The sequence below is a fragment of the Micromonospora sp. CPCC 206061 genome (assembly GCF_036906915.1).
Classification (GTDB): domain Bacteria; phylum Actinomycetota; class Actinomycetes; order Mycobacteriales; family Micromonosporaceae; genus Phytohabitans.
The window spans coordinates 16,820-33,583 of the sequence record NZ_JBAKHX010000053.1; the positions used below are offsets into that span (position 1 = coordinate 16,820).

Below are 16,764 nucleotides of genomic sequence, written 5' to 3' on the forward strand. Positions count from 1 at the left end.
TGGCGAAATGGATCCCAGCCGGCGTCGGGCAAGCGTGCCCAAGATCACGTATCCCGAGGCGCTGCCGGTCAGCCAGAAGAAGGACGAGATCCTCGCCGCGATCCGCGACCACCAGGTCGTCATCGTCGCCGGCGAGACGGGCTCGGGTAAGACGACCCAGCTTCCCAAGATCTGCCTGGAGCTGGGCCGCGGCGTCGACGGGGTCATTGGCCATACCCAGCCGCGGCGGATCGCGGCGCGCACGGTCGCGGACCGGATCGCCGAGGAACTGGACACGTCGCTTGGCACCACGGTCGGATACAAGGTCAGGTTTACCGACAAGGTGAGCGACGGCACGCTCGTCAAGCTGATGACCGACGGCATCCTGCTCGCCGAGATCCAGCATGACCGGATGCTGCGGCAGTACGACACGCTCATCATCGACGAGGCGCACGAGCGGAGCCTCAATGTCGACTTCATTCTCGGGTACGTCAAGCGGCTGCTGCCCAAGCGCCCCGACCTCAAGCTGATCATCACGTCGGCGACGATCGACCCCCAGCGGTTCTCCCGCCACTTCGGTGATGCCCCCATCGTCGAGGTGTCCGGCCGCACATACCCGGTCGAGGTGCGGTACCGGCCGCAGGAGGATGAAGAGGGCGACCAGATCCAGGCGATCCTCGACGCGGTCGACGAGCTGTGCGCCGAGGCGCCGGGCGACATCCTGGTGTTTCTCAGCGGCGAGCGGGAGATCCGCGACACCGCCGACGCGCTGAACAAGCAGAGCCTGCGCAACACCGAGGTCCTGCCGCTGTACGCCCGCCTGTCCATCGCCGAGCAGCACCGGGTCTTCCAGGCGCATACCGGCCGCCGCATCGTGCTCGCCACGAACGTCGCGGAGACCTCGCTCACCGTGCCGGGCATCAAGTACGTCATCGACCCGGGCGCCGCGCGGATCTCCCGGTACAGCCACCGGCTGAAGGTGCAGCGGCTGCCGATCGAGCCGGTCTCGCAGGCGTCGGCCAACCAGCGCAAGGGGCGCTGCGGCCGCACCTCCGACGGCATCTGCGTCCGGCTGTACTCCGAGGACGATTTCCTGTCCCGCCCCGAGTTCACCGACCCGGAGATCCTGCGCACCAACCTCGCCTCGGTGATCCTGCAGATGACCGCGCTGCGGCTGGGCGAGATGGCGGCGTTTCCGTTCATCGACCCGCCGGACCGGCGCAACATCAAGGACGGCGTCGACCTGCTGCACGAGCTCGGTGCGCTCGACCCCAATCTCACCAAGCTCGGACGGCGGCTCGCGCAGCTGCCGATCGACCCGCGGCTCGGGCGGATGGTGCTGGAGGCCGAGCGCAACGGCTGCGTGCACGAGGTGCTCGTCATCGCCGCCGCACTGTCTATTCAGGACCCTCGCGAGCGGCCCACCGACCGGCAGCAGGCGGCCGACCAGCTGCACGCGCGGTTCGCCGACAAGGAGTCGGACTTCCTCGCGTACCTCAACCTCTGGAAGCACATCCAGGAACAGCAGAAGGCGCTGTCGGGCAGCCAGTTCCGCAAGATGTGCCGCACCGAGTTTCTCAACTACCTGCGGGTGCGCGAGTGGCAGGATCTGTACTCCCAGCTGCGCCAAGCGGTCAAGCCGCCGCGCGCGCCGGAGGCGTCGGCAGAGCTGATCCACCACTCGCTGCTCGCGGGCCTGCTCTCGCACGTCGGCCTCAAGAACAGCCAGAAGCACGAGTACCTGGGCGCGCGCGGCGCGAAGTTCGGCATCTTCCCGGGTTCCGCGCTCTTCAAGAAGCAGCCGCAGTGGGTGATGGCCGCCGAGCTGGTGGAGACGTCCCGGCTGTGGGCGCGCATCGTGGCCAAGGTGGAGCCCGAGTGGGTGGAGAAGCTCGCCGGCCACCTCGTCAAGCGCAGCTACAGCGAACCGCACTGGGAAAAGAAGCAGGGCGCGGCGATGGCGTACGAGAAGGTGACGCTCTACGGCGTGCCGCTGGTCGCCTCGCGCAAGGTGAACTTCGGCCGGATCGACCCGCGCCTGTCGCGGGAGCTGTTCATCCGCCACGCCCTGGTGGAGGGCGACTGGGACACCCACCATCAGTTCTTCCACGACAATCGGGCGCTACTCGACGAGGTCGAGGAGCTGGAGCACCGGGCCCGGCGGCGCGACATCCTGGTCGACGACGAGACCCTCTTCGACTTCTACGACCAGCGGATCGGGCCGGACGTGGTGTCGGCGCGGCACTTCGACAGCTGGTGGAAGCAGATCCGCCGCACGCAGCCAGACCTGCTGACGTTCGAAAAGGCGATGCTCATCAACTCCGGCTCGCGGCGGGTCGACGCGGCGGACTACCCCGACGAGTGGCGCCAGGACGGCATGGCGCTGAAGCTGACGTACCAGTTCGAGCCGGGCACGGACGCCGACGGCGTGACCGTCCACATTCCACTGCCGCTGCTGCCCCGGCTGTCGCCGGCCGGGTTCGACTGGCAGGTGCCGGGACTGCGCGAAGACCTGGTGATCGCGCTGATCCGGTCGATGCCGAAGGTGGCGCGGCGCAACTACGTGCCAGTACCCGATTATGCGCGCGCGGTGCTGGACCGGATCGCGGCGGGTGACGGTCCGCTGCTCGATGCCCTTGAGCGGGAGCTGCGCCGGCTGACCGGCGCGCCGGTGCCCCGCGACGCATGGGATCTGTCCAAAGTGCCCGATCATCTGCGGATGACCTTCCGGGTGCTGGACGACAAGGGCGCTTCGCTCGGCGAGGGCAAGGATCTGGCCGCGTTGCAGGCGAAGCTGAAGCCGACCGTGCTCCAGACGGTCGCGGCGGCGGCGCCCGGCGTGTCCCGGCAGGGTATGCGTGGCTGGGAGGTGGGCACGCTGCCGCGCGCCATCCGGCAGGACCGGGCGGGTTACGCGGTGACCGCCTATCCGGCGCTGGTCGACGAGGGCGAGACCGCGGGCGTGCGGGTGTTCGAGACCGAGGCGGAGCAGCGCAACGCGATGTGGCAGGGCACCCGCCGGCTGCTGCTGCTCGGGTTGCCCGCGCCCGCGAAGGTGATGCAGGGCAGGTTGACGAACGAGGCGAAGCTGGCGCTCAGCCGCAACCCGCACCGCAGCGTGGTCGACCTGCTCGACGACTGCGCCGGTGCGGCCGTCGACCGGCTGCTCGCCGAGCACGGCGGCCCGGCGTGGGACGAGGCCGGGTTCGGGGTGCTGCGGGACCATGTGCGGGCCGGGTTCGTCGACGCGTTGTTGGAGATCATCGCGCGGGTGCGTCAGGTGCTCGCGGCGGCGTACACGGTTGAGCAGCGACTCAAGACCACCAACCGCCTCGACCTCATGCCCTCCCTGGCCGACATCCGCGCGCAGCTCGGCGGGCTCGTGTACCGGGGCTTCGTCACGGCGACCGGCTGGCAGCGCCTGCCGGACCTGCCGCGCTACCTGACCGCGATCGAGCGGCGCTTGGAGCGGCTGACCCAGAACCCGGGCCGCGACCTGGAGCAGACCCGGCGTATCGAGCGGGTCCAGGAGGAGTACGCGCAGCTGCGGCGGGAGCTGCCGGCGAGTGCCGAACTGCTCCAGATCCGCTGGATGATCGAGGAACTGCGGGTGAACCTCTTCGCCCAGGCGCTCGGCACCCCGTACCCGATCTCTGAGCAGCGCATATACCGCGCCATGGACGAGCTATAGCGCTATCTGCTACCTGGCTACCTGACCTGTTGCACGATGCCTCCTGGCACCTCATGATGAGGGTACCGAAGGAGGTCACGATGACCATCGACCGCCTCAACCGGCCCACAAGGCCAGCCAGAACCACCTTCTACAACCAACGTGGTGTGATCGTCGACGACCAGTGCCTGCTCGTCTACGGCGCGCGCTTCCCGATCGCAGACCTCTTCTGCATCGAGCGGGCTCGCGGCCCGCTCTCGCCGCCCACCCGAGCCGCCATGGTCGTCGCGCTGGGTGAGCTGCTGGTGGTCACGCCGGTGGCCATATTCTTCCGCTCGCCGGTCGTCATCGCCCTCGCGCTGCTCATCGGGCTTGCCGCCGCCGGTGGGGTGCTCTTCTGCGGCCGCCGCTGGCCGGCGAGCTTCCAGCTCTGGGCGGAATACCAGCACCGGCCGACGCTGGTCTTCGCCACCTGGGACGAGCAGGAGTTCGGCCAGGTCAGCCGCGCACTGTTGCGCGCTATCGAACACCAGCAACGGTACTAAGACACCAGGGTGCCGGCGCGGAGAACCGCGCGGACGCGGGTCAGCGCCGCGATGTCGATCAGAGGGTTGCCGTTTACCGCCAGAAGGTCGGCGTCGTAGCCGGGGGCTACGACGCCCTTGCTGTCGCCGAGGCCGCACGCCTCCGCGGCCAGGGATGTCGCGGAGCGGAGCGCCTCGGCGGGGGAGAAGCCGGCGCGTTCGACCAGGGCGGCCACCCCGTACGGCAGGACGCCGTGCGGCTTGGCCTCACGGATGCCGGCGTCGCTGCCGCACACGACAGGCACGCCTGCCGTGCGGAGCCGGGTAACCATCTGGAAGTACTCGACGAGCAGCGTGATGAGCCGCGGTGGGTACGGGACGCCGGGATCCGCGCCGACGGTCACGGACACCACGGTGCCAGCCATGCGGAGAGCGTCGATCACCTCGTCCGTCGCGTACGAGCAGTGCTCGATCATGTCGACGCCCGCCGCGACCGCGTCGACGATCGTGCCAGCGGCGTGCGCGTGCGCGGTGACGGGCAGCCCGTGCCGGTGGGCCTCGTCGACGGCGGCGCGCAGCTCGTCGAGCCCGTACTGCGGCGTGTCCGCACGGGAGCCGGGCGTCAGCTCGCCACCGGTAGCCATGATCTTGATGACGTCGACGCCGTGCTCGGCGCGCTCACGAACCGCTGCCCGGATGCCCTCGACGCCGTCCGCCTCACCCCCCAAAAACCAGCAGTGGCCGCCCGTCGTGGTGATCGGTGGGCCGGCCGCGAGCACCCGCGGGCCGGCCATCGGGTCGCGGGCCAGCTCCTCCCGGAGTACCAGCGACAGGTATCCGCGGTCGCCGAGGTCGCGAACGGTGGTGACGCCCGCGGCAAGCGCGGTGCGCGCGGCGGCGCGCATGTGGTCGAGCAGCTCGTCGTCGCTGGCGGCGACGACGCGCCCGATGGGGTCGTCGCTGGCGTCGAGCGCGAGGTGCGTGTGCGCGTCGACCAGCCCGGGCATCAGCGTGGCCGCGCCCAGGTCCAGGATCTCGGATCCGGCCGGAGCGGAGTCGGTCACGGCCGCGATGCGGCCGGCGTCGACCAGCACGACCGGGTCGAGGGTCACGGAGCGGCCGTCGAAGAGGCGGGCGGCCCGGATGGCCAGCATGGAGCCACACCCTACCGGGCTGTCGCCTTAGCGCCTTGTCTGTTTGACGGCCGGTTGCGTCGCCGCGGGCGCTGCGGTGATCCCCGGTTTCACTTCGCGTACACGCTGTCGGGCCCGATGGCGCGACGGTTACCCAGACTGTCGCCGGCGCCTACGGGATACGACGGTAGATCCGCGTGTCACCCGCACGAATCGCTGTCTCCCGGAGAAGATCAGGGACTGGCGGGGACCGAAGGGTCGATTGACAGCTACCTGGAGTGACAGGAGGCTCACGCGTGGACCTGCTTCAACATAGAGGAGGCGCGATGAGGAAAGCACGATTGGCGACAGCCTGCGTGCTCACTCTGGTAGGGGCGCTCGCACTGGCCGATCCGGTGCGGGCGCAAGGACCGACGCAACCGGGCGCGGTCCAGGACGAGCTCGGCATCTTCGTGGGCACGGTGACCGCACCGCAGTTGGAGGAGCTGCGTGAGACCGGTCTCGATCACGAAGACTTAGCGGTTTCGACGGACAAATCTGGCAATTCCACTGTAGAGGCCGTGCTCAGCGAGCGGCAGGCGGCGCGGCTGGCGTCCAAGGGCATCAAGCTGACGCCGAAGAAGGTCAACGGCAAGGATGCCCAGGAGGTGCTCCGCGCGCAAGCGGTCGCCGGCTGGGACTCCTTCCGCTCGTACAGCGAGCCGGGCGGCATCCGTGACGAGCTCACGGCAACCGCGGCCCGGTACCCCAGGATCGCCAAGCTGGTGAACACCGGCAAGTCGCTCAACGGGCAGCCGATCCTGGCGGTCAAGGTCACCAAGAACGCGCGCAACGTCGAAGACGGCAAGCGCCCCGCCACGATGTACCTCGGTGCCCAGCACGCCCGAGAGTGGATCACCCCGGAGATGGTGCGCCGTCTGATGCACCACGTCCTGACCGGGTACGGGACCGACCCGCGGATCACCGCGCTGGTCGACAAGACGGAGCTGTGGTTCCTGCCGGTGGCCAACCCGGACGGCTACGACCACACGTTCACCGAAGGCAACCGGTTGTGGCGCAAGAACCTGCGTGACAACGACGGCGACGGCCAGATCACCACCCTCGACGGTGTCGACCCGAACCGTAACTTCCCCTACAAGTGGGGCTACGACAACGAGGGCTCCTCGCCCGACCCGGCCAGCGACACGTACCGCGGCACCGGGCCGGCGTCCGAGCCGGAGACCCGCGTGATCGACCGGCTGTTCCGGCGGGTCGGTTTCGAGTTCCTCATCAATTACCACTCGGCGGCCGAGCTGATCCTCTACGGCATCGGCTGGCAGCAGAGCACGCCCAGCCCGGACGACGAGATCTACAAGGCGATGGCCGGCGACGACGCCAACCCGGCAGTGCCCGGCTACGACCCGGACCTCTCAGCCGAGCTCTACATCACCAACGGCGACACCGACACACACCTGACGGTCAAGTACGGCACGCTCGGCTTCACACCCGAGATGTCGACCTGCCAGGTGGCGTCCGCGTCGGTGCCGGACGACGAGTGGGAGCCCGAAGACTGCGTCAGCAGCTTCATCTTCCCGGATGACGAGGCCCTGATCGCGGCCGAGGTCGAGAAGAACATCCCGTTCGCACTGGCCGTGGGCGAGTCGGCGCTCGACCCTGACGAGCCGGTGTCCGTCGTGGGGCGCAGCACGCCCGACTTCGTCACCGACCCGTTCGAGGTTTCGTATGGCACCAAGCAGCCGGTCGCCACGATCGCGCGCCGGGCGCTCCAGGACGTCAAGATGCACTACACGATCAACGGCGGCCGCCCCAGGACCGTCGGGGTTAGACAGTGGAAGGGCGGCGAGCGGTACGGCGACACGCACGACGACTACTACGCCGAACTGCGCGGCACGGTCACCGGCACCAAGGCGGGTGACCGGGTCGAGGTCTGGTTCTCCGGCCGCAAGCCGAAGGTCGGGCCGGTGGCGAGCGCGCACTTCACCTACACCGTCAGCACCGACATCGGTGGTGACGTGCTGGTGCTGGCCGCCGAAGACGTGACCGGCATCAGCCCGGCGCAGGGCGTCACCTCGGCGAAGTACGCCGACGAGTACGCCGCGGCGCTCACGGCCGCGGGGTACACGTCCGACGTGTACGACTTCGACACCCGGGGCCGCAAGGCGCCACACCACCTTGGCGTGCTCTCGCACTACAAGGCGGTGGTCTGGGAGACCGGCGACGACATCATCACGCGGTCGACCGGGCAGGTCGGCGGTACGACCACGCTGTCGGCGCTGGAGACCGAACTGGCTGTGCGCGACTACGTCAACGAGGGCGGCAAGCTGCTCGCGTCCGGCAAGTACGCGCTCTACGCCCAGGCGTTCAACACCTACGACTACAACCCGTACTCGCCACCGGAGTGCACCACGCCGGACACGTACCCGTGCCTGCCGCTGGTGAACGATTTCCAGCAGTACTACCTGGGCGCCCACACGTACGTCGACGGTGCGGGCACCACGGCCGAGGGCAGCACCTACCCGCTTCGCGGCGTGGGGGAGTTCGCCGGGTGGACCGGCGACCTCAACGCTCCCGGCTCGGCCGGTAACCAGGACCACACGGCCTCGTTCCTGCCGACGTCGAGCTTCCTGCCGCCGGCACAGTTTCCGCAGTTCACCAGCGAGATCGCGGCGAACTGGGTGCGGCCGGGCGCGGCGCCGTTCGACCCGCTGACCGGTGACTGGTACGTCTACAGCGGACAGGCGGACCAGTCGTACAAGCGGCTCATGCGCACCGTCGACCTCACCGGGGTCACGGCGGCTGAGCTGAACTTCTGGACCTCGTACGACACCGAGGCGGAGTGGGACTTCCTCTTCGTCGAGGCGCACGAGGTGGGCACCGACAACTGGACCACCTTGCCCGAGGCCAACGGCCACACCCACACCGAGACCGGCGAGAGCTGCGCCTCCGGTTGGGTGTCGCAGTTGCACCCGTTCCTCGCCCACTACCAGGGCGCGGACTGCTCGCCGACCGGTACGACCGGCACGTGGAACGCGGCGACCGGGGCGTCGGGCGGTTGGCAGGAGTGGTCGGTCGACCTGTCGGCATACGCCGGCAAGCAGGTTGAACTGTCCATTTCGTACGTGTCGGACTGGGCGACCCAGGGCCTGGGCGTCTTCCTCGACGACGTGCGGGTCCTCTCGGGCGGCTCACCGTTGACGGAGACGTCGTTCGAGACCGACCTCGGCGGCTGGACGGTGGCCGGTCCGGCACCCGGATCCGATCCGAACAGTTCCGATTGGACGCGTACGCAGGCCGCGTTCGAAGAGGGCGGCATCGTCGTCACGCCCGACACCGTGTACACCGGATTCGGGCTGGAAGGCCTGGCCCCGGCCGTTCGCGACGACCTCGTCGCGCGGTCCATGGACCACCTTCTCGGGTCCTGATCTACGTACTGTGGGGCCCCGCGTTTCGCGGGGCCCCACACCGGTTTTCGGGGGCACGCGGCATTGACTTCGAGGCATACCGTAGGCGGATGCGTACAACGGGGAAGTTGATCGCTCTCGCTCTCGTCACCACCGTCCTCGTGCCGCCAAGCGCCGCGGCGGCAGCGCCAAAACCACCTCCCTACGTCCCACGCATCGCTTGGGGGCCTTGTGTCGACGCCCCCGAGCCGGAGCCCTTCGAACCGCCCGCCCAGTGCGGCACGCTGACCGTCCCCATCGACTGGTCACAGCCGTCCGGGGCGACCATGAAGATCGCGGTCGCGAGGCGGCCCGCGCTCGACTCGGAAAACCGGATCGGCTCGCTGGTCGTCAACCCCGGCGGTCCCGGCGGATCCGGCGTCGACTTCGCGCTGTGGAACTACAGCTACTTCAGCGAAGAACTGCGCAACAAGTTCGACATCGTCGGGTTCGACCCGCGCGGCGTGGCCCGCAGCCAACCGGTGGTGTGCGGCGGCGACCTGCTGCTCAAGTTCCCGTCCCCGTTGATCGAGACCCGCGGCGAGTTCCAGCGGCGGGGCGCCTACAACCAGGCGCTCGGCAACGACTGCCGGTCGCGCACCGGCCCGCTGTTCGACCACGTCGACACGATCAGCGTGGCCCGTGACATCGAGGCCATCCGGCACGCGGTCGGCGACAGGAAGCTGACCTACTACGGCGTCTCCTACGGCACGCTGATGGGCCAGCAGTACGCCGAGCTGTACCCGGGCAAGGTGCGCGCGCTCGCGCTCGACAGCAACATGGACCACAGCCTCGACACCGCCGCCTTCCTGGAGACCGAGGCGGCCAGCGCCCAGGACTCGTTCGACGAGTTCGTCAAGGGCTGCAACGCCGAGCCGGCCTGTCCCATGTACGGGCAGGACATCAGCGCGGTCTGGCGCAGCCTGCTCGTCAAGGCCGACAACGGTGACCTCACCGATCCCGACGACCCGACGTGGCACTACAGCGCGCTCGATCTGATCGGCTTCGCGTACGGCTCCTTCTACGGCCCCGACTGGTTCTTCCTGGCCGACACCATCAACTGGCTGAACGGCGGGTCGAGCCAGCCGCAGTCGGCCACGGTGGCCGAGGCTCGCACGGCGCTGCGCGCGTACGCGCCCATCGACGAGGCGTACGAGTACCCGTTCCCGGCCGTCTTCTGTGAAGACTGGGCGCTCCCACTGTCGAGCTTCCAGCGGTATACGACGCTCATGGCCCAGCAGCGGGCCGTCGCGCCAGACATGCGGTTCTCGCCGCTGGGCCTGGATGCCGCCGTCACCTGCCACGGCTGGCCGGCCAAGCCGAACAATCCGCAGCACCCGCTCAACGTGCCGGCGACCGGCAACAAGCTCCTGCTCATCAACAACCTGCACGACCCGGCGACCGGTTACAACTGGGCGCTCGGTGCGGCGGGCCAGCTGGGGGCCGCGGCGACGCTGTTGACGTACGAGGGCTGGGGCCACGGCTCCTACGCCCGCACGCCGTGCATCGACAACGCCGTCGACGCGTACCTCGTCTCGCTGACCCTGCCCGCACCGGGCACGAGCTGCCCGGCAGCGGAGCCGTTCGCGGCGACCAACGGCGCCCGCGCCACGGGCACCACGGGCGAGCGCGACCTGCCCTCCGGCCCACGTCCTGGCCGTCCGGGCTGGAGCCGGTAAGACGCGCGAGCGCGCCGCCCCGCCACGCCGCGGGGCGGCGCCCCGCGCCGGCCTGGGCCCTAGTTCTGCACCGGGTTTCCGGCTACGTTGCGGCCCCTCGCGTGCCACAGGAGGTGGCCGGCGTTCTTCGGGTGGTCCTTGTTGAAGCGCAGGGACTGGTTGAAGTATCGGATGGTGTATCCGGCGCGGCGGCGGTCGCTGCGGTTGGCCTCGGCGCCGTGGATGATCCGCGCGTCGTGCAGCGAGCACTGGTTGGGGTCGAGCTCGAAGTAGACCGCCCGGCTCTCGTCGACCTCGCCCTTGACCACCCGGTCGAAACTGTTGGCGTCCAGGTCGGCGAAGTCGTACTCGGCACCCGGGTCGAGGTGGGTGCCCGGCAGCACGCGCATGCAGCCGTTCTCCCGGTCGACCCGGTCCAGTGCCAGCCAGACCGTCGCGATGCCGCTCATGCGGTCGAACCGGTCCTCCCAGAAGTACGAGTCCTCGTGCCAGGGCGTGGCGCGCCCGCTGCGCGGCTCCTTGGACAGGAACGCGCTGGCGAACAGCCCGATGTCGGGGCCGATGACCGGCTCGACCAGGTCGAGCAGCTCGTCGGCCAGCAGGAACTCCAGCAGCCGCGGATCGCGCTGGTGCGGCATGTCGAGCTCGCCGCTGTCGCCGCGGGAGGCGTCGGCCAGGTGCTCTTCGAAGATCGCCTTGAGGCGTTCGAACGCGGGTGCTGGCAGCACCGGTTGGCGATGAAGGACGTACCCGTCGGTTTCGAACTGCTGGACCATTAGCTCAGTCATGCGAAAAGTCTGTGGCCGCCACCGGTGCCGGTCATTGCGCCGGCCGGCCACCGGCTTGGCGATTCAGGACACGCTTGGCATCTCCTGAACGCTGAGTACCGGCGCAAGCGTGGCCGCGGCCCGGAAGCGGCCCGGGGGAGCGCCCAGCCGACGCGCGAATGCCCTGGTGAACTGCGTGACGTCGGCGTAACCGACGGCGCTCGCCACCTGCTTGATCGGCAGGTCGGTGCGCACCAGCAGCGCGGCCGCGTGGTCCAGCCGGGCCTGCTCCACGTACGCGGCGGGGGAGCGCCCGACGTGCTCGGTGAAGAGCCGGGTGAGGTGGCGGCGCGACACGTGCACGTGCCGCGCCAGCTCGTCGACGGCGAGCGGCCGGTCGAGGTTGTCCTGCACGTACCGCAGCGCCTGCTGGACGCTGCTCGCCCCGGCGTCCGGTGGCTCGACCGGCTCGGGTCGCAGCGTTTCGGTGCCGGCCTGGGCCAGCGCCACCACCAGCGCCTGTGCGACCGCCGCGGTGGCCGCGTCCTGGCCGGGGAGCACGGGCCCGTTGCCGGTGGCGCGCAGCGCCGTCCACAGCGTCGCGACCTGGTCGCGCGCGTCGTGGGTGAGTGCCCGCGCGGAGGCGGCAAACCCGTCGAACAGCCCGCCGAGCGCGCCGTCACCGGCCACGCGGAGGTGAAACGCCACCCAGGCGAGCTGGATGCCGGGCGGCTCGGCGCTGATGATCTGGTGCCGGACGCCGGGCCGCGCGAAGAGCAGCGACCCGGGCCCGATGGGATGCGTCTCGCCCTCGACGACGAACTCGCCGTGCCCGCCCTCCACCCAGCACACCTCGAAGTACGTGTGCCGGTGCGGCGGGTTGACGACCGTGTCGGCCATCTCGGCCCAGTGGTACACGTCGACCTCGGCGCCGCCGAGGTCGACGCGGCCGGGGTGGGCGTTCAGACGTTCGGTCCAGCCCATCTCACCGGTCCAGCGCTCGGGTGACGACCTCGCGCACGTCGCGCAGGTGCTCGGTCATGAGCCGGCGTGCTTTGCGGGGGTGGCGGCCGCGCACGGCGGCGAGGATCGCCCGGTGCGCGTGGTGGTCGTGGTCGCGGTCGCCGTACAGCGCGAGGATGTGCCGCTGCTCCTCGTCGTGCAGGTCGACGAGCGAGTCGAGTACCTGGGCCAGGGCGCCGTTGCCGGCCAGGCGGGCGAGGGTGCGGTGGAAGTTCATGTTGGCTTCATGCAATTCGGCGTCACTGCGCAGGGCACTGCTTTCGACAAGGGCGGCGCCGGCGGCGTCGAGGCTGGCCGCGAGCTCGTCGAGCTGGGCGTCGGTGGCGTTGCGGGCGGCCGCCTCGGCGATGTGCGGCTCGATCAGCTCGCGCGCCTCCAGCAGGTCGAGGATCGCGTTCCGGTCGAGGCGCAGCCGGTTCGGGTTCACCATGATCATCCGTGCGAGGTCGGCGCGCACGTAAACGCCGGAGCCGTGCCGCAGCTCGACGGCGCCGGTGGCCTCCAGGCGGCGCAGGGCCTCGCGCAGCGTCGGGGTCGCGACCAGGAAACGCTCGGAGAGCGCGCGGTTGGAGGGCAGCCGGTCGCCTGGGCGCAGGCCCTCGTCGCGGATGTGGGCCAGGATGCGCTCGGTCACCTCGTCGAGCAGGCGACGGCGGGCGATGGGTTGGGACACGCCCCATTCTCGCGGTTGATCGCCCAGAGGGCTAGACACCAGGTGAACAAGTCATCTAATCTCTTGCTCACTTTTAACCATTCGGAAATAAAAGGAGGCGGAGGCGTGACGGTCGCCGACGAGGATGTGCTGCGGCGGAGCCTCTCCGACGCGCTCATCGCCCGCGTCGTCGACCTGATCCGCAGCGAGGGGCTCGGGCCCGGTGATCGCCTGCCGGCCGCCCGTGACCTGGCCAAACGCTTCGCCGTGGCCACCCCGACGATCCGCGAGGCGCTGCGGCAGCTCCAGGCCACCGGCGCGATCGACATCCGGCACGGCTCCGGCATGTACGTGAACGCCGCGCTGGACCGGATCGTCATCGCCAACCCCAACCAGCCAGCGCTGGACGTCGACCAGCTCGTCGAGCTGATCGACGCCCGACTCGTCATCGAGCCGCACCTCGCCGGGCTGGCGGCGCGGCGCAGCGGCCCGGCCACCACGGCGGCCCTGCGGAGGGCACTCGACGCGGCGGAGGAGCACCTGGCCGACGGCAACGACGCGCGGCTGCACGAAGCCAACATGGCCTTCCACCGTGCGGTCGCCACCGCCAGCGGCCACCGCATCCTGCACGAAGTCCTCGACTCGCTGCTGTCGGTCCACGCCGGCGAGCAGCGGGAGATCCTACTGATTTTCGACGACCGGTCTCGCGATCATGACGAGCACCGGGCCGTCCTCGCCGCGATCGAAGCCGGCTCCGAGGAACTGGCGCGCGATCTGATGCGGCGACACCTGGAAGACGTGGCGGCCGCTGTGGCGCGCCGCCGTTCCACCCCCTGAAATTCCACCTTCGACTTATGACACAAAGAAAGGTGATGTTCGTGCGGGCACGCGTACTCACCGCTCTGGTCGCGGCCGCCTCGCTGGTCCTGACCGCCTGCGGAGGCGGCGACGACAAGGACAGCGGCGGCGGCACCAAGACCGAGCTGAAGCTCTACAACGACAAAGGGGCCTGGAGCCCGTTCTTCGAAGACCTGGGCAAGCTGAGCAAGGAGCAGATCGGCATCGGCATGTCGCCGGTCGGATACACCGACGAGCCGACGTACTCCGCGTTCATCAAGGCCTCCTTCCGCACCAACAACAAGCCGGACCTGTTCACCTGGAGCACCGGTGGGCGGCTGGAGGAGATCGTCGAGGCCGGGCAGGTCGCGGAGACCACCGACCTGTGGAAGGAAGCCGTCGCCGCGGGCGACCTCTCCAAGGAACTGGAGACCGCGTACACGTACAACGGCAAGCAGTACTGCATCCCGCTGAACATCTCGTACTGGGTGATGTTCTACAACAAGAAGGTCTTCGACGACAACGGCGTCAAGCCTCCGACGTCGTGGGCCGAGCTGATGGCGTCGGCGGACACGTTGAAGGGCAAGGGAATCAAGCCCTTCTACCACACCTCCGTGCTGTTCAGCTTCGTGTGGTTCCAGCAGCTGCTCATCGGCACCGACCCCGAGCTGTACAACAGGCTCGCCACCGGTGAGGCGAAGTACACCGACCCGGGCGTGGTCGCGGTGATGGAGCGCTGGAAGCAGATGATCGACGGTGGGTACTTCTCCGACCCGGGCAGCAAGGAGGACCCGGCCGTCCAGCTGAAGACCGGCAAGACGGCGATGGGCATCTTCGGCACCTGGTTCAACACGAGCATGACCCAGCAGGGGATGAAGCCCGGCCAGGACTACGGCATGTTCGTCATCCCCACCGTCACCCCCGGCTCCGGCAAGAACACGGTGGCGTTCGAGAGCGGTCCACTGTGCTCACTCGCCAAGGCGCCCGACACCGCGTCCAGCACCAAGTACATGAAGTGGTGGGTGCAGCAGCCCGCCCAGGAGAAGTGGGCCAACAGCCGCGGCGACGTCTCGGCGAACCCGAAGGTGGCGATCCCCGACCCCGGCCTCGCGGCCATCGCCAAGGCGGCTGGCGATGGCGAGTACAGCCTCGCCAACCGCTACTTCGAGGCGGCACCCGCGCCCGTGCTGACCGCCGCGCTCGACGCGTTCGGCGCGTTCATGGTCGACCCGGGCAGCTACATGAAGCAGCTCGAAAACATCCAGAAGGCGGCTGACGAGTACTGGAAGAGCCGCTGATGTCGGTCGCCACGGCGACTCCCACCCGTTCCCCGGCGGCTCCGGCCGCCGGGGAACGGGCCGGGCGCGGCGACTCCGGCGCGCGGTGGGGAGCCCTCGGGTTCGTCTCGCCGGCGGCCATCGTCGTGCTGCTTCTGCTCTACGCGCCGTTCCTCTACACGGTCGTGCTCAGCTTCACCGAGTACGACGGGTTGACGTCTCCGCAGTGGGTTGGCATCGACAACTTCACCCGCTTCTTCGACGACCCGGCCATGGGCACGTCGGTGCGCAACACTGTCATGTGGGTGGTGGGCACCACCGTCATACCGGTTGCGCTCGGGTTGCTGGTGGCGCTGCTCAGCTTCGGCATCCGCGGCGGCACCTGGCTGCGGCTGCCGTTCATGCTCCCGTACGCCCTCTCGGGGGCCGGGCTCGGCGTCATCTGGGGCTTCATCCTGCAGAGCGGCGGCGCGGCCAACGACGTGCTCGGCGCGTTGGGGCTGCCGGGTGCCGAGACGTCGTTCCTGCTGGAAGAGCCATGGAACACGATCTCGATGATCGTCGCCTGGACCTGGCAGCAGACCGGCGTCAACACGCTCTTCTTTCTGGTGGGTCTCCAGTCGATCCCGAAGGAGCCGCTGGAGGCGGCCCGCCTGGACGGCGCCACCGGCTGGCGGCTCTTCCGGCACGTCATCTGGCCGCTGCTCGCGCCATTGACCACAGTGGTCGTCGGGCTCGCGCTGGTGTCCAGCCTCAAGACGTTCGACATCGTGTGGGTGATGACGCAGGGCGGCCCGGGGCGCAACTCGGAGACCCTGGCCGTGACCATGTACCGGGACGCGTTCGTGGCGGGTGAGTACGGGTACGGCTCGGCGGTCGCGATGGTGCTGACGCTCACGACCGGCGCGGTCACGCTGGCGTACTTGCGCCGCCAGGTCAAGGCACGGGAGGACTTGTCGTGATTCGTAGAGGGGTCCTCGGCGTCCTTGGGATCATCTGGCTGATCCCGGTGTATCTGTTGCTGGTCAACGCGTTCCGGCCGAGCACCGAGTTCGACGCGTCGAAGATCTGGGTGCCCGACTCCAACCTCGGGTTCTTCGACAACGTGAAGTTCGCGTGGGAGGCCGCCGGGCTCGGGCCGAGCATCGCCAGCACGCTGCTCTACAGCGTCGCGTCGCCGGTTATCGCCGTCGTCATCGGCGCCATGGCCGGGTACGCCATCGTGGTGCTGCGGCTGCGGGCCGGGTTCTGGTGGTTCCTCCTGCTCTTCGGCGGCACCATCTTCCCCACCCAGATGCTGCTGATCCCGCTCTTCCTCGGATACAGCAGCGCCGACTTGTACGACCGGCGGCTCGGGATGGTGCTCATCTACACCGCGGTCTGCGTGCCGCTGGCCGCGCTCGTGATGCGCAGCTTCTTCACCGGCGTCGCCTACACCATCTACGAGGCGGCCCGAGTCGACGGCGCCACCGTCTGGCGCATCTTCTGGCGGATCTACCTGCCGCTCGCGGTGCCGGCGCTGGGCGCCGTGCTGATCCTGTCATTCGTCTTCGTCTGGAACGAGCTGCTTTTCGGCCTGACCCTGTCGCAGGGCGAGACCGTCCGTCCGATGATGACAGCGCTGCTGTCGCTGTCCAGCGCGTACTCCGGCAGCACCGTGCCGGTGGTGCTCGCGGCCGGCATCATCATGTCGCTGCCCACCGTGCTCGTTTTCCTCGGCGCCCAGCGCATCTTCGCGCGGGGTCTCGCCCTGGGCCAGTTCTGACCTCGAAAGGACACCATA

At 69.2% G+C, this 16,764-nt stretch carries 11 protein-coding genes and 1 pseudogene; 8 read left to right on the plus strand and 4 right to left on the minus strand.

Features of this window, described 5'->3' with window-relative positions:
* Window positions 1-22: 22 nt before the first annotated feature.
* Together hrpA and V6V89_RS28175 are read left to right on the plus strand one after the other, a co-directional pair.
* Window positions 23-3,670: pseudogene (hrpA, locus tag V6V89_RS28170) on the plus strand (ATP-dependent RNA helicase HrpA); the annotation flags it as partial.
* Between the two features lie 80 nt (window positions 3,671-3,750).
* Window positions 3,751-4,194, plus strand: a complete 444-nt coding sequence (locus tag V6V89_RS28175) for a DUF6232 family protein (RefSeq protein WP_334622478.1) — start codon at window positions 3,751-3,753, stop codon at window positions 4,192-4,194.
* Here the strand turns inward: V6V89_RS28175 and V6V89_RS28180 are convergent.
* The gene (locus V6V89_RS28180) at window positions 4,191-5,327 is read right to left on the minus strand and encodes a metal-dependent hydrolase family protein (RefSeq protein WP_334622479.1); all 1,137 of its coding nucleotides are present in this window, start codon (window positions 5,325-5,327) and stop codon (window positions 4,191-4,193) included. The genes V6V89_RS28175 and V6V89_RS28180 overlap by 4 nt on opposite strands.
* 305 nt (window positions 5,328-5,632) lie before the next feature.
* On the opposite strand from V6V89_RS28180, the gene V6V89_RS28185 reads away from it, so the two are divergent.
* Window positions 5,633-8,728, plus strand: coding sequence for a M14 family metallopeptidase (locus tag V6V89_RS28185; RefSeq protein WP_334622480.1), 3,096 nt, complete (start codon window positions 5,633-5,635; stop codon window positions 8,726-8,728).
* An 89-nt stretch (window positions 8,729-8,817) separates the two neighbouring features.
* Window positions 8,818-10,425: an alpha/beta hydrolase gene (locus V6V89_RS28190; protein ID WP_334622481.1), complete on the plus strand. Its 1,608-nt coding sequence runs from the start codon at window positions 8,818-8,820 to the stop codon at window positions 10,423-10,425.
* Between the two features lie 59 nt (window positions 10,426-10,484).
* Here the strand turns inward: V6V89_RS28190 and V6V89_RS28195 are convergent, their stop codons facing one another.
* The 3 genes from V6V89_RS28195 to V6V89_RS28205 form a co-directional block, all read right to left on the minus strand.
* A complete protein-coding gene (locus V6V89_RS28195) occupies window positions 10,485-11,213 on the minus strand; it encodes a phytanoyl-CoA dioxygenase family protein (protein ID WP_334622483.1) in 729 nt (242 codons plus the stop codon).
* A gap of 63 nt (window positions 11,214-11,276) precedes the next feature.
* On the minus strand, window positions 11,277-12,176 hold the full coding sequence (locus tag V6V89_RS28200; protein ID WP_334622484.1) for an AraC family transcriptional regulator: 900 nt from the start codon (window positions 12,174-12,176) through the stop codon (window positions 11,277-11,279).
* Window position 12,177: 1 nt separating this feature from the next.
* The gene (locus V6V89_RS28205; protein WP_334622485.1) at window positions 12,178-12,888 is read right to left on the minus strand and encodes a FadR/GntR family transcriptional regulator; all 711 of its coding nucleotides are present in this window, start codon (window positions 12,886-12,888) and stop codon (window positions 12,178-12,180) included.
* Window positions 12,889-12,993: 105 nt separating this feature from the next.
* On the opposite strand from V6V89_RS28205, the gene V6V89_RS28210 reads away from it, so the two are divergent.
* Genes V6V89_RS28210 through V6V89_RS28225 form a run of 4 tightly spaced genes read left to right on the plus strand, consistent with a single transcriptional unit; the run spans window position 12,994 to window position 16,746 of the window.
* Window positions 12,994-13,704 carry a FadR/GntR family transcriptional regulator gene (locus V6V89_RS28210; RefSeq protein WP_334622486.1) on the plus strand — a complete coding sequence of 237 codons (711 nt, stop codon included), beginning with the start codon at window positions 12,994-12,996 and terminating at the stop codon, window positions 13,702-13,704.
* Between the two features lie 17 nt (window positions 13,705-13,721).
* A complete protein-coding gene (locus tag V6V89_RS28215) occupies window positions 13,722-15,002 on the plus strand; it encodes an ABC transporter substrate-binding protein (RefSeq protein ID WP_334622487.1) in 1,281 nt (426 codons plus the stop codon).
* Window positions 15,002-15,943 (plus strand): carbohydrate ABC transporter permease, encoded by a 942-nt coding sequence (locus V6V89_RS28220; protein WP_334622488.1) that lies wholly within the window; start codon window positions 15,002-15,004, stop codon window positions 15,941-15,943. Before V6V89_RS28215 ends, V6V89_RS28220 begins: the two co-directional genes overlap by 1 nt.
* Window positions 15,940-16,746: a carbohydrate ABC transporter permease gene (locus V6V89_RS28225; protein ID WP_334622489.1), complete on the plus strand. Its 807-nt coding sequence runs from the start codon at window positions 15,940-15,942 to the stop codon at window positions 16,744-16,746. Before V6V89_RS28220 ends, V6V89_RS28225 begins: the two co-directional genes overlap by 4 nt.
* The last annotated feature ends 18 nt before the right edge of the window (window positions 16,747-16,764 follow it).

Coding starts and splice junctions, on each gene's coding strand:
- V6V89_RS28200 (WP_334622484.1), bottom strand. CDS start 12,176: ATGGGCTGGACCGAACGTCTGAACGCCCACCCCGGCCGCGTCGACCTC.
- V6V89_RS28220 (WP_334622488.1), top strand. CDS start 15,002: ATGTCGGTCGCCACGGCGACTCCCACCCGTTCCCCGGCGGCTCCGGCC.
- V6V89_RS28180 (WP_334622479.1), bottom strand. CDS start 5,327: ATGCTGGCCATCCGGGCCGCCCGCCTCTTCGACGGCCGCTCCGTGACC.
- V6V89_RS28215 (WP_334622487.1), top strand. CDS start 13,722: ATGACACAAAGAAAGGTGATGTTCGTGCGGGCACGCGTACTCACCGCT.
- V6V89_RS28185 (WP_334622480.1), top strand. CDS start 5,633: ATGAGGAAAGCACGATTGGCGACAGCCTGCGTGCTCACTCTGGTAGGG.
- V6V89_RS28175 (WP_334622478.1), top strand. CDS start 3,751: ATGACCATCGACCGCCTCAACCGGCCCACAAGGCCAGCCAGAACCACC.
- V6V89_RS28195 (WP_334622483.1), bottom strand. CDS start 11,213: ATGACTGAGCTAATGGTCCAGCAGTTCGAAACCGACGGGTACGTCCTT.
- V6V89_RS28190 (WP_334622481.1), top strand. CDS start 8,818: ATGCGTACAACGGGGAAGTTGATCGCTCTCGCTCTCGTCACCACCGTC.